The sequence below is a fragment of the Gilliamella sp. X-46 genome (genome assembly GCF_057063525.1).
The window spans coordinates 1-24,371 of sequence record NZ_JBXSQH010000003.1 but is presented as its reverse complement, the minus strand read 5'-3'; the positions used below and the strand labels follow the sequence as shown (position 1 = coordinate 24,371).

General features: G+C 34.1%; 23 protein-coding genes and 1 pseudogene. 6 read left to right on the top strand and 18 right to left on the bottom strand.

Features of this window, described 5'->3' with window-relative positions; genetic code table 11:
* Positions 1 to 600 precede the first annotated feature (600 nt).
* From amtB to ACYIAJ_RS04480, 9 genes are all read right to left on the bottom strand, one after another.
* A complete protein-coding gene (amtB, locus tag ACYIAJ_RS04520; RefSeq protein WP_483559032.1) occupies positions 601 to 1,881 on the bottom strand; it encodes an ammonium transporter AmtB in 1,281 nt (426 codons plus the stop codon).
* A gap of 21 nt (positions 1,882 to 1,902) precedes the next feature.
* Positions 1,903 to 2,241 (bottom strand): P-II family nitrogen regulator, encoded by a 339-nt coding sequence (gene glnK, locus ACYIAJ_RS04515; protein ID WP_160402694.1) that lies wholly within the window; start codon positions 2,239 to 2,241, stop codon positions 1,903 to 1,905.
* 268 nt (positions 2,242 to 2,509) lie between these two features.
* Positions 2,510 to 3,997, bottom strand: a complete 1,488-nt coding sequence (gene dgt, locus ACYIAJ_RS04510) for a dGTPase (RefSeq protein ID WP_483559035.1) — start codon at positions 3,995 to 3,997, stop codon at positions 2,510 to 2,512.
* Between the two features lie 48 nt (positions 3,998 to 4,045).
* Entirely contained in the window at positions 4,046 to 5,116 is a 1,071-nt protein-coding gene (purK, locus tag ACYIAJ_RS04505; RefSeq protein ID WP_483559037.1) for a 5-(carboxyamino)imidazole ribonucleotide synthase, read from the bottom strand.
* A 1-nt stretch (position 5,117) separates the two neighbouring features.
* A complete protein-coding gene (gene purE, locus ACYIAJ_RS04500; RefSeq protein ID WP_483559039.1) occupies positions 5,118 to 5,618 on the bottom strand; it encodes a 5-(carboxyamino)imidazole ribonucleotide mutase in 501 nt (166 codons plus the stop codon).
* Positions 5,619 to 5,788: 170 nt separating this feature from the next.
* Positions 5,789 to 6,139: a RidA family protein gene (locus tag ACYIAJ_RS04495; protein WP_483559214.1), complete on the bottom strand. Its 351-nt coding sequence runs from the start codon at positions 6,137 to 6,139 to the stop codon at positions 5,789 to 5,791.
* Between the two features lie 25 nt (positions 6,140 to 6,164).
* Entirely contained in the window at positions 6,165 to 8,168 is a 2,004-nt protein-coding gene (gene uvrB, locus ACYIAJ_RS04490; RefSeq protein WP_483559041.1) for an excinuclease ABC subunit UvrB, read from the bottom strand.
* Positions 8,169 to 8,551: 383 nt separating this feature from the next.
* Positions 8,552 to 10,024, bottom strand: coding sequence for a molybdate ABC transporter ATP-binding protein ModF (gene modF / locus ACYIAJ_RS04485; protein WP_483559043.1), 1,473 nt, complete (start codon positions 10,022 to 10,024; stop codon positions 8,552 to 8,554).
* Between the two features lie 15 nt (positions 10,025 to 10,039).
* Positions 10,040 to 10,828 carry a TOBE domain-containing protein gene (locus ACYIAJ_RS04480; protein ID WP_483559045.1) on the bottom strand — a complete coding sequence of 263 codons (789 nt, stop codon included), beginning with the start codon at positions 10,826 to 10,828 and terminating at the stop codon, positions 10,040 to 10,042.
* 275 nt (positions 10,829 to 11,103) lie between these two features.
* Here ACYIAJ_RS04480 and modA point away from each other — a divergent pair, with 275 nt between their 5' ends.
* From modA to modC, 3 genes are read left to right on the top strand one after another with little or no spacing between them, the layout of a single operon-like run.
* Positions 11,104 to 11,856, top strand: a complete 753-nt coding sequence (gene modA, locus ACYIAJ_RS04475) for a molybdate ABC transporter substrate-binding protein (RefSeq protein ID WP_483559047.1) — start codon at positions 11,104 to 11,106, stop codon at positions 11,854 to 11,856.
* Between the two features lie 31 nt (positions 11,857 to 11,887).
* On the top strand, positions 11,888 to 12,577 hold the full coding sequence (gene modB, locus ACYIAJ_RS04470; protein WP_483559049.1) for a molybdate ABC transporter permease subunit: 690 nt from the start codon (positions 11,888 to 11,890) through the stop codon (positions 12,575 to 12,577).
* Positions 12,578 to 12,582: 5 nt separating this feature from the next.
* Positions 12,583 to 13,263: a molybdenum ABC transporter ATP-binding protein gene (gene modC, locus ACYIAJ_RS04465; protein WP_483559051.1), complete on the top strand. Its 681-nt coding sequence runs from the start codon at positions 12,583 to 12,585 to the stop codon at positions 13,261 to 13,263.
* Here modC and ACYIAJ_RS04460 read toward each other — a convergent pair.
* The 4 genes from ACYIAJ_RS04460 to ACYIAJ_RS04445 form a co-directional block, all read right to left on the bottom strand.
* Positions 13,242 to 14,030, bottom strand: coding sequence for a UDP-2,3-diacylglucosamine diphosphatase (locus tag ACYIAJ_RS04460; RefSeq protein WP_483559053.1), 789 nt, complete (start codon positions 14,028 to 14,030; stop codon positions 13,242 to 13,244). The two genes, modC and ACYIAJ_RS04460, sit on opposite strands and share 22 nt — an antisense overlap.
* A complete protein-coding gene (gene ppiB / locus ACYIAJ_RS04455; RefSeq protein WP_174796074.1) occupies positions 13,984 to 14,475 on the bottom strand; it encodes a peptidylprolyl isomerase B in 492 nt (163 codons plus the stop codon). The genes ACYIAJ_RS04460 and ppiB overlap by 47 nt, the downstream gene beginning before the upstream one ends.
* A 71-nt stretch (positions 14,476 to 14,546) precedes the next feature.
* Positions 14,547 to 15,398, bottom strand: a complete 852-nt coding sequence (gene folD, locus ACYIAJ_RS04450; protein WP_483559056.1) for a bifunctional methylenetetrahydrofolate dehydrogenase/methenyltetrahydrofolate cyclohydrolase FolD — start codon at positions 15,396 to 15,398, stop codon at positions 14,547 to 14,549.
* A gap of 63 nt (positions 15,399 to 15,461) precedes the next feature.
* Entirely contained in the window at positions 15,462 to 16,151 is a 690-nt protein-coding gene (locus ACYIAJ_RS04445; RefSeq protein WP_483559058.1) for a DUF2884 family protein, read from the bottom strand.
* A gap of 391 nt (positions 16,152 to 16,542) precedes the next feature.
* On the opposite strand from ACYIAJ_RS04445, the gene ACYIAJ_RS04440 reads away from it, so the two are divergent.
* A complete protein-coding gene (locus tag ACYIAJ_RS04440; RefSeq protein ID WP_091347437.1) occupies positions 16,543 to 16,806 on the top strand; it encodes a GrxA family glutaredoxin in 264 nt (87 codons plus the stop codon).
* A gap of 69 nt (positions 16,807 to 16,875) precedes the next feature.
* On the opposite strand, the gene tsaB is transcribed toward ACYIAJ_RS04440, so the two are convergent.
* The 4 genes from tsaB to ACYIAJ_RS04420 all read right to left on the bottom strand — a co-directional run bounded on the left by tsaB (position 16,876) and on the right by ACYIAJ_RS04420 (position 21,751).
* Entirely contained in the window at positions 16,876 to 17,556 is a 681-nt protein-coding gene (tsaB, locus tag ACYIAJ_RS04435; RefSeq protein WP_483559060.1) for a tRNA (adenosine(37)-N6)-threonylcarbamoyltransferase complex dimerization subunit type 1 TsaB, read from the bottom strand.
* Between the two features lie 31 nt (positions 17,557 to 17,587).
* Positions 17,588 to 19,492 carry a DNA repair helicase YoaA gene (gene yoaA / locus ACYIAJ_RS04430; RefSeq protein ID WP_483559062.1) on the bottom strand — a complete coding sequence of 635 codons (1,905 nt, stop codon included), beginning with the start codon at positions 19,490 to 19,492 and terminating at the stop codon, positions 17,588 to 17,590.
* 295 nt (positions 19,493 to 19,787) lie between these two features.
* Entirely contained in the window at positions 19,788 to 20,762 is a 975-nt protein-coding gene (locus ACYIAJ_RS04425; protein WP_483564411.1) for a glycosyltransferase family 8 protein, read from the bottom strand.
* A gap of 11 nt (positions 20,763 to 20,773) precedes the next feature.
* Positions 20,774 to 21,751, bottom strand: coding sequence for a glycosyltransferase family 8 protein (locus tag ACYIAJ_RS04420; RefSeq protein WP_483564410.1), 978 nt, complete (start codon positions 21,749 to 21,751; stop codon positions 20,774 to 20,776).
* 146 nt (positions 21,752 to 21,897) lie between these two features.
* Between ACYIAJ_RS04420 and ACYIAJ_RS04415 the strand changes: the two genes are divergently transcribed.
* Positions 21,898 to 22,848: a glycosyltransferase family 8 protein gene (locus ACYIAJ_RS04415; RefSeq protein WP_483564409.1), complete on the top strand. Its 951-nt coding sequence runs from the start codon at positions 21,898 to 21,900 to the stop codon at positions 22,846 to 22,848.
* Positions 22,849 to 22,989: 141 nt separating this feature from the next.
* Here the strand turns inward: ACYIAJ_RS04415 and ACYIAJ_RS04410 are convergent, their stop codons facing one another.
* Positions 22,990 to 24,108: a glycosyltransferase family 9 protein gene (locus ACYIAJ_RS04410; RefSeq protein WP_483564408.1), complete on the bottom strand. Its 1,119-nt coding sequence runs from the start codon at positions 24,106 to 24,108 to the stop codon at positions 22,990 to 22,992.
* Between the two features lie 132 nt (positions 24,109 to 24,240).
* Between ACYIAJ_RS04410 and ACYIAJ_RS04405 the strand changes: the two are divergent.
* Positions 24,241 to 24,371 (top strand): annotated as a pseudogene (locus tag ACYIAJ_RS04405) (succinyl-diaminopimelate desuccinylase); the annotation flags it as partial.

Here is a 24,371-nt window from a genome sequence, read left to right as displayed (position 1 = left end):
GGAATTACTCGTGTTGTTTGCAGTAATTTGAGAAACTACTAAAAAACAGACTAAAGAGTATTTATTCGGATAACGGATGTGAATATTAAAATACTGGCAAATATCTATTTGTTAAAACAGATAACAACCAATCAAATAAACTAGAAATTTACTAGACCTACCCACAGACGAATGGGAAAACTGGAAAAGTGTAATACGCACTTTAGTGGAGATATAGCATAATCAGCCAATATTAGAAGATTCAAAAAATAGAAAGCCAAAGCTTAAGCGATTTTCGGTAAAACGCCTTATGAGTTTTTGGAGGGTTTTGATCATGAAGCATTTTTCCGCATATAAACGTTTAAAATAAAAAATAATCAGTCAGCCTCACCAAAATATTAAATAACGCACACATTTATCGTTTTGTAATTTCGTTAATATTGTTCTGGCGACACCGTTGTCTGAAATAATAACATTATACTTTGGAACAACTAAAAAAGGATGCTTATTAACAATAATGAATCAAAGCGATAATTTACAGGATTAAAATCCTGTAAATTATTTTAGTTTAAGTGACTTATTATTTTTAACTGATTAATTAATTATGTTCTTACTTGATAATTAATTATTAAAAGCGCTTTCGCCATGACTATTTATGTCAAGACCTTCCCGTTCGTGTTCTTCTGACACCCTTAAGCCAACACAAACATCTGCAATTTTATAAGCAATATAAGCCACCACCGTAGTCCAAATTACGCAGGTAATAACACTCATCAATTGGATCCCTACTTGACTTACCATTGTGATACCTTCTGCATAACCAACTCCCCCAAGAGATTCTGATGCAAAAATACCAGTCAATATACAACCAACAATACCACATACGCCATGCACACCAAATACGTCACATGTATCATCAACTTTTAGCATTCTTTTGAGTGTTGATACTCCCCATACCCCTGCAAATCCACAAATAAAACCAATTAACATTGCACCACCAACACCAACAAGGCCGGCAGCAGGTGTTACGCCAACTAATCCAGCTATCACACCTGATGCAGAACCAAGGCATGATGGCTTGCCTCGTAAAAACCATTCAGCTAATGTCCATGCTAAAACTGCAGCTGCAGTTGCAGCAACTGTGTTAATAAAGGCTAAACCTGCGATTTCATCAGCATGTGTTGATGAGCCGGCATTAAAACCAAACCAACCAATATAAAGAATTGCAGCACCAAGATAAACATAAGGCAAGTTAAATGGTTTTAGTGGTTCACGATTATAACCAAGACGATTTTTAATTAAATAAGCACCAACAATTCCAGCAATCGCTGCGTTAATATGTACTACAGTACCACCGGCAAAATCGAGCGCACCTTCATCACCTAAAATTCCGCCCCCCCATACCATATGAGCCATAGGAATATATGAAAATGTAAACCATAACACCATAAAAATTAATACGGCTGAAAAGCGAATTCTTTCTGCGAAAGCGCCTGGAATTAAACAGCAGGTAATACAAGCAAATGATCCTTGAAATGCGACCCATATGAGTTCATAAATTGATCCTGACACATCCGTAATTCCAATGCCTGTTAATAAAAAATGGTTAAAGTTACCATAAAACCAATTTCCTTCACCAAAGGAGAGTGAATAACCATAAGTAATCCATAACACGGCAATAAGTGAAAAAGTTACAAGAATTTGAGATAACATTGATAGTACATTTTTGGAACGTAATAAACCGCCATAAAACAAAGCAATACCGGGAACAGACATAAAAAGTACTAAAGCAGTACAGATCATCATAAATCCATTATCAGCTTTATCGACTATGGCAACTTCATTTGCAAAAGCGGAACTTGAAAATAAAATCGCTAAAGAAAAAATAATTTTTTTTGACATAATGATATCCTTAACAATAAATCAAAGTGCTGAGTCGTCGGTTTCGCCTGTACGTATACGTACCACATGATCAAGTGAGGTAACAAAAATTTTGCCATCACCAATTTTGCCCGTATGTGCTGCTTTAGCCACGGTACTAATGACTTCGTCAAGCTGATCGTCGCTAATAGCTAAGTCAATTTTAACTTTAGGTAGAAAATTGACATTATATTCGGCGCCACGATATAGCTCAGCATGACCTTTTTGTCGTCCAAAACCTTTGACTTCAGTAACTGTTAATCCTGTAATACCTATATTGGATAAGGCTTCTCGAACTTCTTCTAATTTGAAAGGTTTTATTACTACAGTAACTAATTTCATCAATTGCTCCTAATAAATATGAAATACAACACAATTACTGCAAAGATCATGCCAAAAATAGATAACTTCGCATAATTTAAGTAGAATTGATAAGAGAAATGGAAGTGAGCCGTTATAAAAGTTCAAGCTTAGTGATTGAATTTAATTGATTAAAGATATAAACAATAAAAGTCTGCTTTGATATATTGTCACTTAGCTATGCACTAATATGGTGCCAATGTGTATTATTGGTGCCAAACAATTATACTCAATTAGGATGTCGTGCAAATTAGAATGTCACCATTAGTTTACGATATTCGTCATAAGCAAAGTGGTCAGTCATACCGCTAATATAATCTTGTAGTAAGCGACATCGGTAATAAAATTCCATGCAAGCAAAGTTTGCTTCATCTGGTTTAAGTTTGCTAATTGCTTGCTCATAAGCAACGCAATGTTTTGAAGATAATTTATGATATAAGCGCGTTTCAATAAGATAATCCTTGTGATGTTTGTTCTCAACCAATTTTAAAAAATCATCGGTAGGCATATCAAGCAGTGGGCTATAAATATCGAGTAATCCGCTAATAATTCGGTATCCTTGAAGTTCGATATTTTCGACCGATTCATGATTAAACACATGTTTAAAGCCGACTGTTTTAAAAATATTAAGTAATTTATATTCTGCACCATTATCTTCAAGTAAAGCATGATTAAACGAGCCACAATAAATGGCTTCAATATTTTCAATAACGCGCTCGGCTGCATGTGGTACCAGTCTACCTATGGTGTTGACTCGCAGATACATAAAAAACTGATCGATGCCAATTGCATCAAATTCATTCTGTGTTAGGTTTTCATAAGGGCGTTTAACTACTGTATCAAACAAATCACCTTTTTTAATTGGACCCCATGCTTCTGCTAGATAGGTGTAAAGCTGTTTTACTGTTAGGATTCTTTTTTCAACAGCATCTTCAAGATCGGCAATACAATATGAGATATCGTCGGCCGCTTCCATAATGTAAGTTAATGGATAACGATGAAATGGTTTGATATCAAGCTGTTTGTAAAGTTCTTCAATAAATGGTTCTTCTGATAAATAATAGCCTGGTTTTTTCATTAAGTAAGAAAATTCAGCAGGCACCTGATTTGACCAATAAGCTGGTTTAGAATATTTAAGAATCGAGGCAATTTGTGAATAAGTTAAATTGAGACGTAATATGGAATGAACTAAACGAATTGCTTGCGCGTTACCTTCAAAATTTGATAAATCTTGGCGAATTTTGGTTTTAATTTCTTTTATTTTGTCATCATCGTTATCATTGATTTCAAGAACTGGATAAAGTGTAGATTTGCCAAGACCTAAGCGTTGTGTAAACCATTTATTAATGGCGGCCTCACCAAAGTGACCAAATGGAGGATTACCAATATCGTGCATTAGACAAGCCATTTCAACTAGGCTTTCGATCGCCATTATGCAATTATCAAGTCCATATTTTTTTAATTTTCCTACTTTGCCAAGGCGATTGATAATTTCTTTGACAATGTAACGACCGACTTGTTGCACTTCCATAGAGTGAGTAAGCCTCGTTCTAACCACTGAATTCCGTTCTAATGGAAAAACTTGCGTTTTTTGTTGTAGGCGACGAATAGCTGCTGAATTAATGATGCGGCCACGATCACTTTCAAAACAACGTACTATTGAGTATTCATCAGATAGTGATTCACGCTGTTTGCTAGCATAACGTTGATAATTGATTTTTTGATTAAAGTTGATCATGGTCTATCTCTAATTTCATCGTCTTAACCAGTTTAGTTTGCTAAATTGTTATAATTTTTGCTCTGCCCATTCAATACTTTTTTGATAATCATTAGGCAATAGAGGTATTAGATTTTCTAACGCTTTTAATAATTGACTAGACTGGCTATGAGTTAAGTTTAAATGCCCTACTTTACGCCCTGCTCTGACCTCTTTTTCGTACCAATGCATATGTACCAAGTCGATAGATAGCCAATTAAGATTTAATTCTGTACCAATTAAGTTAACCATAACTGATGGAGCAAAAACGTCTGGCTTAGGAAGTGGTAAATCTAATATGGCACGAAGATGCAATTCAAATTGGCTTATCGAAGCACCATTTTGTGTCCAATGACCACTATTATGTACCCGTGGAGCCAGTTCATTAATTAGTAATTTATCACCAACAATGAAGCATTCCATTGCCATTACGCCAATATAATTCAATTTATGCATAATGGCAGATAGCATTTTTTCGGCTTGTGTTTGTAATAAAGGGAATTGGTTTGGTAGCACAACACTCATTTTTAAAATGCCATCTTGGTGTAAATTATTGGTAAGCGGGTAAAATACCGTTTGACCTTTTGCATTACGCGCGCCCACTAATGACATCTCTTTTTCAAATGGAATAGCCTGCTCAACAATTGCGTTTTGATAAATGTCGTCTGAGACGGTGATTGGATGATTAACAGCTATACGCCATTGTCCTCGTCCGTCATAACCACCCGTTCGACGTTTAACAATTAGTAGATCACCCAGTTCAGTAAATAAAGTTGGCCAATCTTGAGAATGATTAAGCGTAAACCATTTAGCTGTGGGTAAACCAAGTTCATCAAGCAGCTGTTTTTGAGTTAAACGGTCAGCAATAAGCGGAAAAACATCTCGATTAATAAAATGAGGATGCTTAGCTAAAATTTGCGTAAAAGGGGTATCTGACCATCGTTCAATTTCGGCTGTGATCACTGACTGTTGATATGGAATAGTAGCAGGATCTGCATCTAATCCAACAGGATAAACTTTAATACCTAACGGTTCTCCCGCTTGTTTAAGCATTCGCCCTAGTTGACCATTACCTAATACACAAACAGATTGAGTTTTCATATTATGCATCCACTCTTGGATCTGGGTGATTTAACACTTCATCAGTTTGAGTTAATCGCCATGTTGATAAGCGTTGATAAATATCTTGATCGTGTAAAGCAAGAATTTGCGCAGCAAGTAATGCTGCATTAGCCGCACCAGATTTACCTATAGCTAAAGTGCCAACAGGAATGCCCTTAGGCATTTGAACAATAGAATAAAGACTATCAACACCATTTAATGCAGCACTTTGTACCGGGACACCTAATACAGGAACAAGCGTTTTAGCGGCTAACATACCGGGCAAATGAGCTGCACCGCCAGCGCCAGCGATGATCACATCATAGCCTTTTTGTTTAGCATCTTCAGCAAAGCGAAATAACTTATCGGGTGTACGGTGTGCTGAAACGATTTCAACATGGTAGCAAATAGTCAATGCATCTAAGATATCTGCAGCTTGTTGCATGGTGTCCCAATCACTTTTAGAACCCATGACAATGGCAATTTTAGGTTGAGTGTGCATAGCGAATGTTTGAATAATTAAAAATAGGATGTATGTAAAGTATACACTAAAATTTAGGGGATTGGGATAGTCACGATTTTATCTATTGGCAATAAATACACCGAGTTAGGGTAGTATAATTTGAATAATCAAAGTGATACCGCCGAATAGTATCGGCGATAATGGAAATGTTAATCTTTTACAGCAGCCACAATTTTAATTTCTATCAGATATTCCTTTTTCATCAAGCCTGCTTGCACTGTGCAACGAACTGGCGCACTCCCTTTAGCTACCCATTCATCCCACGCTTTATTCATTGCAGCAAAGTCACTTTTATTGACCAAAAATAATGTCGCATCCAATATAAGTGATTTATCACTATCGGCTCGTGCTAATATTTTATCAATTTCAGCCAATGCACTTTTGGTTTGTATATAAGCATCATTTTCAAGCTCAGTAGGAACACTTGTGTAATAAATTACGTTATTATGAATCACAGCTTCAGACCAGCGATCATCGGGATCAATTCGTGTTATTGTCATCATATTTTCCTTTTTAGATGCGTCATTAAGATACTTTAATAAAATCCGCACGCAATTTTTTTATTTCATCACGTAGTACACCCGCTTTTTCAAATTCAAGATTTTGAGCCGCTTCATACATCATTGTTTCAAGTTCTTTCACTTTTGCTTGTACTTCCTTAACTGAAACATAATGATAAGGTTTACCTGACTCAAATGCTTGTACTTTAGCTGTCGATTTCTTAGTGCTTAAACCGGCCTCTAATATATCTTTAATTTCTTTACGTACTGATTTTGGTGTGATGCCATGTGCTGTATTAAAGTTTTCCTGTTTTTGACGACGGCGAGCGGTTTCGTCAATTGTTTTTTTCATCGCTGGAGTAATTCTATCAGCATATAATATCGCTTTACCATTCACGTTTCGAGCTGCACGTCCTACAGTTTGAATGAGCGAGCTTTCAGAACGCAAAAAACCTTCACGGTCAGCATCTAATATTGCTATTAAAGAAACTTCAGGTATATCTAGACCTTCTCGCAATAAGTTAATTCCCACTAGCACATCCACTTTCCCTAAACGTAAGTCTCGAATAATTTCCATTCGTTCAACCGTATTAATATCTGAATGTAAATATTTGACATTGACATTATGTTCTGACAAATAATCAGTTAAATTTTCTGCCATTCGTTTAGTAAGTGTGGTCACCAAAACGCGCTCGTCATTGTTAATACGAATTTTGATTTCAGATAACAGATCATCAACTTGTGTTGCAACCGGTCGAATTTCAATAATGGGATCTAATAATCCTGTAGGTCTAACCACTTGTTCAATAATTTCACCACCTGATTTTTCAATTTCGTATTTGGCAGGTGTTGCTGATACATAAATGGTTTGTGGCATAATATTTTCAAATTCTGCAAACTTTAAAGGCCTATTATCTAACGCTGACGGTAAACGAAAGCCATATTCAACTAGGTTAAGCTTACGTGAGCGGTCACCATTATACATTGCGCCGATTTGTGGAATTGCAACATGCGATTCATCAATAAATAATAATCCGTCTGGAGGCAAGTAATCAAATAACGTTGCTGGCGGATCACCCGGATTACGCTGGGCTAAAAAGCGCGAGTAATTTTCGATGCCAGAGCAATAGCCCAGTTCGGTCATCATTTCAATATCAAATAGTGTTCGCTGAGTTAAACGTTGTTCTTCCAGTAGGCGATTGTTATCTAACAATACTTTTTGTCGCTCTTTAAGCTCTTGTTTAATTTGCGCAATGGCATTTTCCATAATGTTTCTTGGCGTTACATAGTGTGTTTTTGGATAGATAGTAATCCGTGATACTTCATTGATACTATTACCGGTAAGTGGATCGAACATAACAATACGATCGACTTCGTCATCAAATAACTCTACGCGCACTGCAAGTTCATCTGAGTCAGCAGGAAAGATGTCTATCACATCCCCTCGAACACGAAACGTACCACGACTAAAGTTGATTTCATTACGCATGTATTGCAATTCGGCCAAGCGAGTTAAGATTGAACGCTGATCGGTTATCGTGCCTTTTGTTAGGTGCAATATCATTGACATATAGGTTTCTGGCGCACCTAAACCATAAATTGCCGATACTGAAGCAACGATCACCACATCACGTCGTTCGAGTAATGATTTAGTGGCAGAAAGGCGCATCTGCTCTATATGCTCATTGATTGAAGCATCTTTTTCAATAAATGTATCGGTTGAAGGTACATAAGATTCAGGTTGATAGTAATCATAATAAGATACGAAATACTCAACCGCATTTTCAGGGAAAAAGGCCTTCATTTCACCATATAACTGAGCTGCCAGTGTTTTATTGGGCGCTAAAATGATTGTTGGGCGGTTATGTGTAGCAATAACGTTTGCCATAGTAAACGTTTTACCTGATCCCGTTACGCCCAATAATGTTTGATGAGCAATTCCATCTTCAATATTTTGATTAATTTTTTTTATTGCTTCAGGTTGATCACCAGCAGGCTTAAATTCGGAACATAATTTAAATTTTTTCATTACATCACAACCTAATATTTTACCTATTAATAAAAATTATCCCCAAAAGGACTTGACCTTTAAAAATCTTCTATTTTTCGTTCAGTTCCCTTTCTTATGTATAAAAAAGTTAATGAATTTATACCTTGATTTATGATAAGCAATTGATATAAAACAAAAAATATTTTCGTGATTAAGTTGCAATCAAATCAAGAAAAATCCTGATAGTGACTGAGGTTAGCGCTTTTTTAAATAAACTACTCACAGAGTTATCCACAGGTAACGGGGATAACTTCATAAGTGTAACCTTTATAAACTTTTTTCAAATATCAAGATAAATTTTCATAAAAAAATCCATTTTATTTTTATGGTTTTTCCTATTTTTAAACCTGTTTTTAATAGGTTTAACTAATTATTTCGCTTAACTGTTCAAAGCGATATTGATAGCTATCATCAAAGTCATGAACAAAAGTTAATCGATGAGTGATGCATTTAGGTGCATCTTCTGCGTGATGAGACACAAAGAGTAACTGAGTATGTCCTTCACTAATTAAGCGATCTATCCAGCGTTTGACTAATTCTCGATTAAGATGGTCTAGCCCTTGCAATGGTTCATCTAAAATAAGCAGTGTCGGATGTTTGACTAAAGCTCTAGCTATCAAAACTAATCGTTGTTGTCCCCAAGAGAGCGATTGAAATGGATTATCCGCCTGCGTCTGTAAACCTAACAACTGTAACCATTCATCAGCCAATTTAGCTTGTCTATCACTGGGAGCCTGATAGATACCGATCGAATCAAAATAGCCAGACAATAATACATTTTTAACGCTAGAACTAACACGATAATCCAAATGTAAGCTACTGCTGACATAACCAATATGGCGTTTAATATCCCATATGGTTTCGCCCGAGCCACGTTTTCGACCAAATAAAGTAAGATCATTGCTATACCCTTGTGGGTGATCGCCGGTGATTAGACTTAATAGCGTCGATTTACCTGCACCATTAGGTCCAACAATTTGCCAATTTTGTTTGGCTTTGACTTGCCAAGTTAATCCATTAATAATTGTTTTATCGTCATAACGGACATAGCCATTATTTAATATGACTCGATCTAATTGATCTGCTAATCGTGTTGGTGATTCATCAGCTTCTGGTAATGGCATATTGGGTATATTTTCCAAATCAGCTAATTGCTTAACTGTTGCATCGTTTAATATTGTGCTCTTTGTATCAATTTTCAAGAGTTGACAATCAGCTAATATACCAATATTTTCGATAAAATCAGGAATTTCATTAAACCGATTTAGAACAAGAACAATAGTAATGTTTTGTTTTGCAAGGTCAGCAAGTATTTTAGCTAAATTTGCACGTGATGCCACATCTAAACCATCAAATGGCTCATCTAATATCAAAAAATCAGGTTGCTGCATCAAGGCTCGGCAAATTAAGGTTTTGCGTGTTTCGCCCGTTGAAAGGTATTTAAAGCGTCTGGTTAATAGGTGACTAATGCCAAATTGTGTTGCTAATTGCTGACAAAGTTGTTGATTAAAATTATTTTCTTGAATGATTTGTTCAGTAGTTAAGCCTATATCATTTTCACCTTCACTTAGCATATCAGTATTATTACGCTTAAATTCATCATCAATCAGCTTTTGAAGCTGTTCAAACGAGATACGGGTTATAGATTTAAATTGATTGATAACTTTTCCTGTTAATAATTTTTGTTCTCCTGCTAGTGCTTTAGCTAGTATGGATTTACCACTACCATTACGCCCCACAAAAGCAACATGACTGCCTTGATTGATTAACAACGATTCAATAATAAAAACTTGGTAATCACTAATTTTAAAATGTGCTTTTTCTATTTGTAGCATGGTAACCTCATATTGCTAAACTAATGTCGCAACAATAATATGTTGTGGATGAATAAATAACGTAGTCTGTTTACCTACGGTTAAGGCTGATTGTTTAACTTCATCAGCTAATTTGCTAGCATAAAGCACGACACCAGAAGATAATGAAAAAGCAATTTCGCTCCATTTGCCATCTGTTGTGATCTGTTCAACGGTAACCAATAAGTGGTTCTCATTCTCGATCTCTTTTGTATTTGCCCATTCAATCATCGGAGCTTTAATTAGTAACAAGACAGTTTTATCAATACTCAACTTTAACCGCTCAATACTCGACTGCGTAATGTAAACTGTTAACTCAGTTTGATTATCACAGAGTAGTACAGTAATAAAACCTGCAACATCGCTTGTTTGAATCTGCTTAACTGTGCCATATAACTGATTTCGTGCACTTGTTTGCAATGATAATCTTGCTGTAGCTTTTAAAATATCATCCAATGGGACCTTATCATCACTCAATATGTTAAATGCAGTTTGTTGCAACTGAGTTAATAGATCATAAAGTTGAATGAACCTAACAGCATAAGCACTCAGCTTAGTGCCACCACCATTTTTACCGCCAATTGCAGTAATTAAAAAAGGTTTAGGCGCTAATTTGTTAATTTCATTGATAGCGTCCCACGCTGTTTTATAGCTAATGCCAATTTGCTTGGCAGCCTGACTTAATGAGCCTGTTTGTTCAATTGCTTTTAACAGCATAATGCGCCGTGGATCAGTAAATAACCGTTGCTGAATATTCAACGTTAATAAAATTTCAGGAGAGAACATAATTTAACACCATACACAACCAAGTTGGAGGAGATATGAGTGATTATTGTAAACGCTTTTTCATATTCCATCAAAATATGCAACAAATCTTATTGATTGCTGCCTGGCATCAGTTTAGTTGTACTTTATAAATAAATTTTGCTAATATCGATATGTTTTTTTTTATATAGCGATTGTTAGATAATTTACTTAATCGCTGGAGATATTCCATCACAGCCAAATATCTACAAAAACATGAACCATCAAAATTAACTTATTTTTATTGTGAGAAAAAAATGAAGAAATTGATTGAAATTATTAGTGCTTTGGCAATGATAGCGATGACTTTTTCAGCAATAGCGGCTGAAAAATTGACTGTATTTGCCGCCTCGTCATTAACTAATGCGATGCAAGATATTGCAACGGCTTATAAAACTCAACATCAAGATGTGGATATTGTATTTTCGTTTGCTTCGTCATCAGTATTAGCGAAACAAATTGAACAAGGAGCCCCTGCCGATATATTTATGTCAGCCGATCAAAAGTGGATGACTTACCTTATTGAGCATAATATTGCGAAGGATAAACAAGACCTATTAAAAAATGCATTAGTTCTTATTGCCCCAAAAAGTTCACCATTAGATAACGTCTTAATCAATAACAATACCAATTGGCAAGCGATTTTACCTAAAGACGAAAGAATTGCCATTGGTGATCCAGATCACGTTCCTGCGGGCCTTTATGCAAAAGAATCACTCACTAATTTAGGAGTATTTGACAAATTATCACCACAATTTGCCCCAGCTAGCAATGTTCGAGACGCTTTGATGTTAGTTGAGCGTAACGAGGCCGCCCTTGGCATTGTCTACAACACCGATGCCAAAGTAAGTGATAAAGTGAAAATTATTGGAACGTTCCCTGCAAATACATTCAAATCTATTGAATATCCAATCACGTTATTAAACTTAAAAGCGAACGATTTTTATCAATATTTAAATTCACCGCACGCTAAAGTCATTTTTGAAAAATATGGGTTCATAACAAAGTAATTTACCACGGGTGGTATAAAAAGATACAACTATGTTATTAAGCGAATTTGAATGGCAAACCTTGCTACTTAGTTTAAAAATAGCCTTTGCAGCAATTGGTTTTAGTTTACCAATAGGTATTTTAACGGCTTGGATATTGGCACGCTGTCAATTTTGGGGTAAATCGGTATTTGATAGTATTGTGCATCTTCCACTTGTTTTGCCACCGGTTGTTTTAGGTTATTTATTACTAATAACCATGGGACGGCACGGCATTATTGGTGGGTGGTTAAATAACAATTTTCATTTCAGTTTTAGCTTTAATTGGCAAGGTGCGGCTTTAGCTTCAGCGATAGTGGCATTTCCTCTAATGGTACGTTCAATTCGTTTAGCCATTGAATCCATTGATATACGCTTTGAAAACGTTGCTCGAACTCTTGGATCCCATAAGTGGCGAGTATTTATCACGATCACTTTACCTTTAGCTTTTCCTGGGATTTTAATGGGAATGGTACTCGGCTTTGCACGTTGTTTAGGAGAATTCGGTGCAACAATTACATTTGTATCAAATATTCAAGGTGAAACTCGGACCTTACCACTCGCAATGTACACATTTCTGCAAATCCCTAATGGTGAACGAGGTGCTTTACGACTTTGTATTATTTCGATTGTGTTATCGCTCATTGCCCTTTTTTTATCCGAATTATTAAATCGATGGCATAAGAGGAAGCTAGCAGGATAATCACTATGTTAAAAATACAGGTTAGCAAACAATTGGCTTCATTTTCTTTCCAATTCAATCATGATATAGATTGCCAAGGCGTTACTGCTATTTTAGGCGTTTCAGGATCGGGGAAATCAACGCTAATCAACCTTATTAATGGATTAATTAAACCCGACCAAGGTTATATCAAACTCAATAACACATCACTGGTTGATTGTGATAAGAACCTTTTTATCGCACCTGAAAAACGTCAGATTGGCACCGTTTTTCAAGATGCATTACTTTTCCCTCATTATAAAGTGATTAAAAACCTAACTTATGGTGCTAAAAACTTCAATTCTTCAAAATTTGACGAAATCGTGAATGTACTTAATATTCACTCATTATTAAATCGCTATCCAACAATGTTATCTGGTGGCGAAAAACAGCGAGTTGCAATCGGTCGAGCACTATTAACCAATCCGCTATTGCTACTGATGGACGAACCGCTTTCCGCCCTTGATATGCCTAGAAAAAAAGAGCTATTAACTTATATTGATAAGTTAGCTAATGATTTAAATATACCAATTATTTATGTAACACATAATATTAATGAAGTTAAAAAGATAGCCAATAATGTAGCAATTTTAGATCAAGGCAAGCTAATTGAGTTTGGTAAAGTCGAGCATGTTTTACAAAGTGATTATTTAAAAGAATGGTTATAAAGAGCTAAAGTATTACTATTTTGTTCTTGTTTGATATATGTCACGCCATCATGCCATGCCCCCAGCACAATACGAGTTGCACGGTTGCCTTCAATTTGAAAATGGTGTGTTGCAGGTTTGTGCGTATGTCCGTGTACCATAATATCCGCATTATATTCGACCATCATTTCAACCACCGCTTGTTGATTGACATCCATAATAGATTCAGATTTAATTTGATTATGCAGGCTACTTTTTTGCCGTAACTTAGCCGCAATTTTAAGCCGAACAAAGCGCGGAAGTAATAAAAACAGTTTTTGTAACCATCTATTATGCATAACTTTTCTAAATTTTTGATATTGAAGATCATCAATACATAATAAATCACCATGTAAAAAAACAATATTTTTTTCTTGATTGGGCAAGCAGTTAATTTCTGGCAATAAAATCATATCACACTGCTGAGCATATCTTTTGCCTAACAGAAAATCACGATTACCATGCACAAAATATTTTTTGATATGACGTTTTGATAAGGCTTGTAATGCCAGTGCAATTTGTTGTTGTATATTGGTTTTGACATCATCACCAACCCAATAGTCAAACAAATCCCCTAAAATATACAGTTCGCAATTATCGGGTAGTGTATTTAAAAAAGAAAGAAAGCCTGCGGTTATACCTATATAACCATCAGGCTCATTATCAGCTAGATGAATATCAGCGATAAAATAACGAACAGGATTATTCAACCGTAACACTCGTAATAATGACATCTTCCACAGGTACATCTGAATGCATACCGCTACGCCCTGTTTTAACGACTTTGATTTTATCAACAACGTCTAGCCCTTCGACGACTTGTGCAAAAACACAATAGCCATAGCCATTAACATCAGCAGAGCGGAAGTTAAGATAATCATTATCCACTACGTTGATAAAAAATTGTGCAGTCGCAGAGTGTGGATCAGATGTTCGTGCCATCGCTAAAGTGCCACGATCATTTTTTAGTCCGTTATCTGCTTCATTTTTTATTGGCGATTTTGTTTTTTTCTGCTTCATACCAGGTTCAAACCCACCACCTTGAATCATGAAATTATTAATAACACGATGGAAGATTGTGTTGTTGTAAAAACCGTCTTTGCAATATTCAACAAAATTTTTAACGGTTTCTGGCGCCTTATCGTCAAAAGTTTTGATTTTAATATCACCTAAATTAGTGTGAAATGTAATCATAAAAATTCCCTACTCTTTTTTTAATTTAACGTAAATCTATTAATTCCAAACTCAATAAATTTAAAGTAATTTTATTTACTAAACTTTTCACAGGCTTCAAGCGTGTTGCTCATCAACATAGCAACAGTCATTGGACCAACACCACCTGGCACAGGCGTTATCCAACCTGCCCGTTTAACTGAAGCATCAAACTCCACATCACCAGCTAATTTACCATCTGGCAGACGATTGATACCAACATCAATAACAATTGCGCCTGGTTTTATCCACTCACCCTTAACATAATTAGGAATGCCAACTCCTGCAACAACGATATCTGCATTACTCACATGTTTGGCTAAATCAACGGTACGACTATGGGTAATGGTTGTTGTGCAACCTAATAGCAATAATTCTAATGCCATAGGACGACCTACGATGCTTGATGCACCAACCACAGTGGCATTTAATCCTGATAAATTAATACCTGTTGATTCAAGCATTTTAACCACACCATATGGTGTACATGGTCGTAAAATCGGATCACGTTGTAATAAGTGGCCAATATTGTAAGGATGAAAACCATCAACATCTTTACTCGGATCAATACGTTCAAGCACCTTAGTTTTATCAATATTATCAGGTAAAGGAAGTTGTACTAAAATACCATGTACATCTGATCGTTGATTGAGTTCATCAATTAATGCCAATAACTCATCGGTAGTCGACGCTGGGAAGTCATACGCAAATGAAATAAAACCAACATCATCACAAGCTTTTTGCTTATTTTTGACATAAATTTTTGATGCGGGATCTGAACCCACTTGAATTACAGCAAGCCCTGGAACAGATAGACCGTTTTTAATACGTGTGTTAACTTTATTACCAATATCAGTTCGTATTTGTTGTGCTAATGTTTTTCCATCAATGATATGTGCAGTCATAAGCTTCCGTTTAGCTATCATAGTAAAGGCCTCATTTTCGCAAAAGTTTTTATTAATGTCTATTTACTTATGACTAGATTGATTAAGTTGAGTTAATATTTCTTTGTATTGCGCATCAATATCGGTAATCACAGAACAAATATGAGCATCAAAAGCTTTTAATTTAGGTTTTTGAGCTTTCCACTCATTTTTAGAGATTTGTTTGATTGCACCTAAATTTTTAAAGAAATCGAAATGCAAAATACTTCCTCCCACAACATTATAAAAAATGCGCTGACCGATATCTTCGCCATCTTTTTTTAGATTATTAAAATTTTGGTAAGAAAATCGTGTATTGCCATTTTCTGTAATAATCGAAGCATGTAACAACTTAACTAAACGTTTATATAATTTGTTTAATTCACTTTTTAGTTCATTATCGTCGCTCAATTGATTTTTTATTGCCTGTTCAAAAGTCATTTTCACGTCTAATAAAAGACTTAACGATTGTTGTTCTAATTGCGGTAACTGCTTGCGTAAGTCTTGTTGAAATTGAACCAGTTTTTTTTGTAATGGCGGATTAAGTGTTACTGATTGTTTATTTAAAACCACATTACCATTTGGCGTAATAGTTAAATCATTTTTTTTATTAAAGATATGAACACTTTCTTTGCTAATCGTAATATCATAACTGGGTTTAACACCACACTCTTTTTTAGCAGCAAATACGGTGATAGGTAGTAATAAAGCAATCAATAACAATTTTTTCAGCATATTCATATCCAGCTAGTTAATTCATATAGATTATAACGTCTATCAGGAAATAAATATAATAAACTTGAATATATGCTGTAGTTGAAAAACACACAAATCAAAGTCAACATATGTTATCTAGTTGATATTTTATAAAAAAATAGCAATTGAAAGGTATAAATTCCTCAAAAAATACACCAAAAAAAACTTCAATAAAATCAATACCTTTCCTGAACGATTTTTATAGGGACAAAACCGTCTTTTCCACAATTTTAAGCATAAAACCTGATTGACTTTTCAAGCCTATTATCAATAGATATAATCTATTTAATTAACTATATTTAACCACTTTTTTTAAATTAAAAGTAACGTATAGTAATGATATATGTAAACAACTTATTCGAGGTGACAAATGTATACTGTAATTTTTGGGCGTCAAGGATGCCCTTATTGTGTTCGAGCTAAAGAGCTAGCCGAAAAACTATCTCAAGAGCGTGATGATTTTTCTTATCGCTATGTCGATATTAATGTAGAAGGCATTACCAAAGAAGATCTTTCTAAAAGTGTAGGTAAACCAGTTGAAACGGTGCCACAAATCTTTATTGATGAAAAACCGATCGGTGGCTGCACTGATTTTGAGGCCTATGCGAAAGAGCATTTAGGGCTTTATAAATAAAGCATCCCCCCCAATTTTAAGCAAAAAAAAGCCACATATAAGTGGCTTTTTTGTTTTATGTTATTGTCGTTATCGTCCTGGCAACTTTTTCCAAGTAACTTCGTTACGTAAATAAGTTGGCTGTACATCTTCAACATTAACCAATTCATTTTTTTTGCATTTATCCTTGGCAATAACAATAAGATCTTGTGCATTAGGCAATAATATATCACTTTGTTTTATATGATTAATCATATCAGGATAAGTTTGCCACCCCGTACCTGCACAATAATGATTTTGACTGATATGCTTCACTTTTTCGATTACATTTTCAGGCTTAATAACACATTCAGCAATAACCGCTTGCCATTGCTCGTTAACGTAATGGTATTGACCTAAATAGACTTCGTTCATTCTAGCATCAATTGCGGCAATAACGTTTGTTGCTTGCGTTGTTCGATAAACACCTTGAGCCAAAGTCATCAGTGTTGACACACCTATCATAGGTTTATCAATACCTAACGCTAAACCTTGAGCCACGCCAATACCAATTCTAACGCCAGTAAAACTACCAGGACCTTGGCCAAAAGCGATTGCATCAACTTGCGTAAGTGAACAGTCTGATTGTTTAAGAAGTCTATCAACCATCGGTAATATTTGTTTAGTATGATCACGAGCAGATAAAATAAAATCGTGAGTGATTTCGTTACGGTAAAGTAAAGCAACCGAACAAGCTTCTGTTGAAGTATCAATGGCTAAAATAGTACTCATGTTTTTTCCAAAAAATTTTATCTATTATCATTTAGCTTTTAGTTATTAAAAAGTTTATAACTTTATTTATGTCCCGTGTCCTTGGTGAGGGTGGTAAACTATTAATAAATGTTGCGCCGTAAGGTCGCATCACCAAACGATTATCACAGATGATAACCGCACCACGATCTTTGTGATGACGAATTAGTCGCCCTACACCTTGTTTTAAGGTGATCACAGCTTCGGGTAATTGTACATCATTAAATGCGTCCCCACCCTGCATTTGACAATCCTCCATACGGGCTTTAATTAACGGATCATCAGGCGACGTAAACGGTAATTTATCTATAATAACACATGATAAAGTATCGCCTCTAACATCGATCCCTTCCCAAAAACTGCTCGTAGCAATAAGTAGCGCATTGCCCGTATGAATAAACTGTTCAAGCAATTTAACTTTACTGGTTTCACCTTGTACTAATACTGGTAATTTGGTTAATTCTCGAAACTGTTTAGCGAGTGCATTCATCATTGCATATGAGGTACACAAAAAGAAACAACGACCATTATTAGCTTCAATAACAGGCAACAAAATATTGGCTAATTTTTCGGCATTGCCTTGCTCATTTGGCGATGGAATATAACGTGGAACACACAAAATCGTCTGGTTAATATAATCAAATGGGCTTTCTAATATTAGTGAATCAGCATTTGTCAGCCCTAAGCGTTTAGTAAAATAATCTAATTGATTATCAACCGATAACGTTGCTGATGTAAAAATCCAACTGCCTTTTCGCTGTGTTAATAGTTCAGTAAATTTATCGGCAACAGACAAAGGTGTTAGCGCAAAAACAAAATAGTTATGGCTACTTTCATACCAATAACTAAAACCAGTTACATTTGTCTCCTTCAAGCGTTTTAGTAGCATACTATATTGATTAATTCGTTCAAAACAGTTATCTAACGTTGTCGAACGTCCAACCGTCAATAACAAAACTTCGTGACAAAAATCTAATGCATCAACAAGATAAGAAATCTCTTTTTTAACTGCTTCTTGGTTAAATAAAAAGCGTAAATTACCTTTTGGTGGCTGTTGGTTAATAACAATTCGTAAGTCTTGCGTACATTTTTGTAGTTTATCTGCACATTGCTGTAACTGAGACATATCTTTAACTTCGGTACGATAAGCTAGGTTAATTTCTTTAGCAAGATCAAAAAGTTGCCGACTAGTTAGCTGTTCTCCAAAATAGTGACAAGCAAGATCTGGTAGTTGATGAGCCTCGTCAAAAATCATGACATCTGCTTTAGGAATAAGTTCACCAAAGCCCGTATCTTTTACTACAACATCAGCTAAAAATAAGTGATGGTTAACTACAACAACATCTGCATTTAGGGCTCGTTTACGCGCTTTGACAACATAACAATCACTATAGTGTTCACAGTCACTGCCTAAACAATTATCATTTGTGCTTGTTAATATTGGCCAAATTAGGTTTTCTTCCGTGACAGTAGTGCATTTGCTAATATCTCCATCTTTGGTTTTAATTGACCAATTTTTTACACGAACTAAATCAACACGCAAATCTTTATCAAGATCTCCTGCTGCTGCATATTGATGATACAGCCGTTCTAAACAAAGATAATTAGCTCGGCCTTTAAGCAAGGCTATTTTTCCTGTGTAATTTAATGCTTTTTTGATTATTGGTAAGTCTTTGCTGAATAGCTGTTCTTGTAAATTTTTAGAGCCAGTAGAAAGTATTACTTTTTTATCACTACGTAATGCAGGAACTAAATAAGCAAAGGTCTTGCCAGTCCCTGTTCCCGCCTCAACCACAAGAGAACGCTGTTTTTTTATTGATTCAGAGACTTTACTTGCCATGTTTCGTTGTGGTTCTCTTGCTACAAAACCGTCAATAGCCTTAGCAAGCAAACCATTCTCAGCAAAATCATCAATCACTTAAAATACACCTAATAAAAAAGATAAGTTCAATACAACAATAAAATGAAGAAAATATATTCTAGGGAAAATACAACATTATGAAAACATCACAGCTTATTTCCAAAATGAGATGAATTTATTGTCACAAAATGAAACAATTAATAACATAAAAACTGCTGTACTATACCAGTAACCGCGCGAAAAAGATATATAGGCATCCTTGAGTCACCAAAGCCATCTTTAATTGTGAACGTTACTCATCAAAGTAAATAACGCCCTAGATTTCAAAGAATAAAGAACCAATAAACAAATTTTATTTTGTCAATTTGGTTTTCAAATAAATAAAATAATGCTTAAGTCCTGATAAATATTTTTTTTGCTCAAACATTAATCGAGAATAAGCTCGTATTGAGGAGGTTTTTTTACAACTATATAAAGGCAGCTCGTCATTTTTCCATGGTGATTGTTGTAAATAAAAATCAAATAATGTTGAACGATAAGGCTGGTGCCAAGGTTTGTTTTTAGTAATATAATGAATCAATACAGTATCATCTGGGACATTTGAATCTTCATTGCCATTTATTGATAACGCCAATAAATTATTATATTTCTTTGCTAATAGAATCCTTTTTTCACCTATTGCGATATTTAATACATCTTGATCTGGATATTGATATTTTTCACCACTATTCAATAATGTTAGTGTTTTAGAAGTGATATCCTCCTGACACCAAAGTGGTATGTTAATTAACATTACACCAGAATTAAAATAAGTGCCAAACTTTACGTTATATTTAGTACATTGAGACTCTTGCATATAGGAAACATCAGCAACAGCTGCTATAACCGCTGAATCTAAATTAATATCAGAAATAAATGCTAAGTTTTGGAGACAAAGTGTATCACTATCAATGTAAAGCAACCTTTCAGTAACATCTCTTAAAATTATCGGAGCAATTAATCGAACACAAGCAGAAATAGGAAACTGTTCAGTATTTTTTTGGTCTATTTTGAACTGCTCATTAATGACATATTCGGTTATAGCAACATTATCAAATTTAATATCGACAAATTTTTTTCTATTTACTTCTGAAATATTATGCGTAAAAAGATGAAAATGAATTTGCCGATTTTTGTTATTTTCAATAACAGAAATAATGTCCACTCCTGCCGATAGTGCATAATTATTGTCAAAACATAATAAAATATGTAATACAGGAGTATTATTTAAAAAATCAAATAATAATAATTCATTTCGTTTATTAATAAACTTATCTACATTAATCACACAGCTAATCCTCAATGCTTTTTGAAAGTTTTATGCTTTAAATAAAGTAAATAATATCTAAATGCAGAAAAATATTTATGTTGACTTGCAAGAAGCTTAGCGTATCGTCTTGTCGTTGATGGTGCATTCTCATTAGCGAGTAATAATTTATCCTTAGCCCAAGGAGAGGAAGCAATATAACGTTGATAAAGTGGCGTCAAATATAGTTGATACCAAGGCTTATTTCCGGTGACATAATGAATAATCACATTATCTTTATCAATAAGATTGTCCTCTTCACCACCTACTGTAAGTGACGTTAATTTATTGAAACATTGAGGTAAAAATACGGTTTTACCCTGCATTAAAATATTTAACACATCTTGATCGGCAAATTTGTATACTTTACCACTATTAATCATTGAAAATGCTTTTTCAGTAAGGTTATTTTTCACCCACATATCCGTATTAATATAAATCATTCCTGCATTAAAATATTCGCCATATGGAATATCACAAGCTGCACATTGTTTTTCTTGCGTTTTATCCACATCAGGGACAACAGCAGAATATTTATCCGTTAAATCAGCGTTGATTAATTCATTAAGATTACGGGTGCATAAGACATCACAATCCAGATATAAAACTCTTGAAGTAATTTTATTTAAAATTTGTGGAACAACAAATCGCAAACACGTTGACGCTGAAACATGTAAAACTAAAGTATCAGGGTTAATGGAAAAATCATCACTAATTTCATAACAAATTATAGTCACATTTTCTTTACTTAATTGATTAAATCTTATGATTTTTTCATTCGATACGTTATTAGCAAATAAATGAAACACCAAGTTTTTATCTGGATTATTCAAAACAACAGAAGACATAGCAATACCAGCAGGCATTGCATAATTATCATCGAAGCAAAATGCGATATGTGTGGTCTGTGAAGATTCTATGGTATTATTAAATAATGTTGTAATTTTACTAATAAAAAAGTTTTCTTTCATCTTATGCTGTCTTAAAACCAAGATTAAAAATTTACAATATTGTAACATACGTTAAATTAAACAATGAAGTAATAATAAATTTTATATTGACATATAATGTCAGTAATGACTAAATAACAACGTTAAGTTTTTAAAGAGTATTGGAAATGGATAAGAGTATTAATATTGCATATTGTACAGACTCGAATTATCTTGAACATGTAGGTGTTTCAATTGCCTCTATCATGCTTAATAATATGCATAATAATATTCATTTTCATGTTTTTTTATATGATGTAACTGCAGAAGAAAAAGAAAAATTACAACATATTAGTTCATCAATCACGCTCTATTCAATTCCTGCCGATGAATTAAACAAGTATTCAGATACACAAAATAACAAAATAAAACATATTAATCGCTCAATGTACCTTCGATTGTCAGTTCCTAGACTATTACACGGCATTGTTGATAAATTTATTTATTTAGATGCAGATGTGCTGTGCTTTACTGACATATCGCCGATTTTAAACACAAATATAGATTCAGTTATTTGCGCTGTAACACCTGACTCGTTAGATAAACAAAATATGTTAAAAAATAAAGAAAGACTCAAGTTAACGTCTGAAAATTATTTTAACTCTGGTTTTTTATATATTAATGTTAATAACTGGATGCAATTTGATACGGAAACCAAAACAAATAACATCTTATTATCGTTAGAACAAAAAGATTTAATCTACCCAGACCAAGATGCACTAAATATAGTTTTACAGCATCAAGTCTTATTTATCGATCCTAATTGGAATTATTTGTTTACTTGGATGGACGATAAACAAAAAGAAACATTTTTTTATAATAAAGAATCTTTACCCTATATCATTCACTTTACTGGCGCCAGAAAAATGTGGTATCAAGAACATACAGGACTTGCACAAAATATCTATCGTTTTTATAAACACTTCACACCATGGTCCAATAGTCCACTTAAAAGTTATAAACCTAAAATGCGCGTTAATGATTATCGTATTTATTCCAAAAACAGCATCAAAGAAAAAAAATTCATCACTGGCTTAAAATATTATTTACTTTATTTAGCCTATAAATTAAAAAATTAGATCTATCTCACTTAGATATATTTACCAATTTCCCCTATTAGATTATCTTGAACCGTGCTTGATAATAAGGGTATGTTAAATAATATTTAAGTTGTTTTGCTTTAAATCCATCAAAATTATTCCTATTCTTTTGATCAACTTTTATAATTTTTCTATTTCTAATTTTAATTGTTCGAGCACAATACCAATATCAAAATTCGCTATCGGATCACCAAGTCCGGTACCTAAATGATCATTAGTAAATATTTGTATTGCATTGGAATAATTCGGTCCCCACACACAATTATTAATAAACTTATTATCAATAATCCGATTATTATAAACACAAAGCATTTTTTTATTATAAATAGCAGCAATATGAACAATTGAAGTGTCCACAGAAATCACCAAATTTGAAAACTTCACTAAAGCAACACTTTCAAAAAAAGTAGGTAATGGATTGATAATAATATTTTTTTTAGCTTTAATATGAGATATTTTATTAGGTTCACCCACGACAATTGTTATACAATTATCATATTGTGATAAAAAGGATAAAGTTGTATCAATTTGAGAATTAGAAAAGCTTCTAGCCTCATTTGAACCATAAGGATTAAAAATAATGATATTTTTATTCGAAGAAAGCAACGAATTTATAAAATCCTTAGCCGAAAGCTCAGCTTCGATTGGAACATTAACAAAATACCTTATAGGCGTGGGCTGAATACCCATAAATTCAAGTATTTTCTGACTTCGCGTTGAAATATGAGATTTGTATTCGTGATAATAAATTGATGTATCATACAATTTATATTTATCTTGATTAAAACCAATTGTATGTAACGGATTGATAGCTTGAATTATTTGAGCGCGCCTTACACTATTTTGGCCTTTATCAACAAGATCAATTGCGACATCAATCCTTATACTCTGTAATTGTTCTTTTATCTGTTTTATGTTTTTATTCCTATCGTAGAATAAAACCCCATCTACAGAAATAAATTTATCAAAAAGAAAGGCTATCCTTTTTTCTACTACGACATAAACCTGAAAGCCATTTTCTCGAAGAGAATTAATTAAATAGGAAGTAACTATTGCATCGCCAATTCCTTGATCATTCATAAGAATTGCTACAGAACGATACTTTTCTGGAAAAAATGCAGACCTTACTTTTTTTTTTCGATTTAACAAAGCTAATTTAATAGCCAATTTAAACGGTTTTACCTTTAAATTTCTCTGCCTATTCAAGTATTTAATACATTCTAGTACTTTATTAATCATATGTCTTTTAATATCCTATAATGCAAAATATATTTATATCTAAATTTTAAAAACTCTTCATCATATTAATTTGTAAAATTTCCTTGATATAACTTTGCATATAATCCATTCATTGATAACAATTCTTGATGATTACCTTGGCGGTTATCAGGCCATCCATTTTTAACACCACAAGGCGATTTAACCAACGCGGCTGCTAGCGCTATTAAGGAATTTACCGACATTGATACCAAACTATCCACCAGTGGCGGCACATCTGACGG

Excerpts from the sequence above, each read along its gene's own strand:
- amtB (WP_483559032.1), bottom strand. The coding sequence starts at position 1,881 with ATGTCAAAAAAAATTATTTTTTCTTTAGCGATTTTATTTTCAAGTTCC.
- glnK (WP_160402694.1), bottom strand. The coding sequence starts at position 2,241 with ATGAAATTAGTTACTGTAGTAATAAAACCTTTCAAATTAGAAGAAGTT.
- dgt (WP_483559035.1), bottom strand. The coding sequence starts at position 3,997 with ATGATCAACTTTAATCAAAAAATCAATTATCAACGTTATGCTAGCAAA.
- purK (WP_483559037.1), bottom strand. The coding sequence starts at position 5,116 with ATGAAAACTCAATCTGTTTGTGTATTAGGTAATGGTCAACTAGGGCGA.
- purE (WP_483559039.1), bottom strand. The coding sequence starts at position 5,618 with ATGCACACTCAACCTAAAATTGCCATTGTCATGGGTTCTAAAAGTGAT.
- ACYIAJ_RS04495 (WP_483559214.1), bottom strand. The coding sequence starts at position 6,139 with ATGACAATAACACGAATTGATCCCGATGATCGCTGGTCTGAAGCTGTG.
- uvrB (WP_483559041.1), bottom strand. The coding sequence starts at position 8,168 with ATGAAAAAATTTAAATTATGTTCCGAATTTAAGCCTGCTGGTGATCAA.
- modF (WP_483559043.1), bottom strand. The coding sequence starts at position 10,024 with ATGCTACAAATAGAAAAAGCACATTTTAAAATTAGTGATTACCAAGTT.
- ACYIAJ_RS04480 (WP_483559045.1), bottom strand. The coding sequence starts at position 10,828 with ATGTTCTCTCCTGAAATTTTATTAACGTTGAATATTCAGCAACGGTTA.
- modA (WP_483559047.1), top strand. The coding sequence starts at position 11,104 with ATGAAGAAATTGATTGAAATTATTAGTGCTTTGGCAATGATAGCGATG.
- modB (WP_483559049.1), top strand. The coding sequence starts at position 11,888 with ATGTTATTAAGCGAATTTGAATGGCAAACCTTGCTACTTAGTTTAAAA.
- modC (WP_483559051.1), top strand. The coding sequence starts at position 12,583 with ATGTTAAAAATACAGGTTAGCAAACAATTGGCTTCATTTTCTTTCCAA.
- ACYIAJ_RS04460 (WP_483559053.1), bottom strand. The coding sequence starts at position 14,030 with ATGTACCTGTGGAAGATGTCATTATTACGAGTGTTACGGTTGAATAAT.
- ppiB (WP_174796074.1), bottom strand. The coding sequence starts at position 14,475 with ATGATTACATTTCACACTAATTTAGGTGATATTAAAATCAAAACTTTT.
- folD (WP_483559056.1), bottom strand. The coding sequence starts at position 15,398 with ATGACTGCACATATCATTGATGGAAAAACATTAGCACAACAAATACGA.
- ACYIAJ_RS04445 (WP_483559058.1), bottom strand. The coding sequence starts at position 16,151 with ATGCTGAAAAAATTGTTATTGATTGCTTTATTACTACCTATCACCGTA.
- ACYIAJ_RS04440 (WP_091347437.1), top strand. The coding sequence starts at position 16,543 with ATGTATACTGTAATTTTTGGGCGTCAAGGATGCCCTTATTGTGTTCGA.
- tsaB (WP_483559060.1), bottom strand. The coding sequence starts at position 17,556 with ATGAGTACTATTTTAGCCATTGATACTTCAACAGAAGCTTGTTCGGTT.
- ACYIAJ_RS04420 (WP_483564410.1), bottom strand. The coding sequence starts at position 21,751 with ATGAAAGAAAACTTTTTTATTAGTAAAATTACAACATTATTTAATAAT.
- ACYIAJ_RS04415 (WP_483564409.1), top strand. The coding sequence starts at position 21,898 with ATGGATAAGAGTATTAATATTGCATATTGTACAGACTCGAATTATCTT.
- ACYIAJ_RS04410 (WP_483564408.1), bottom strand. The coding sequence starts at position 24,108 with ATGATTAATAAAGTACTAGAATGTATTAAATACTTGAATAGGCAGAGA.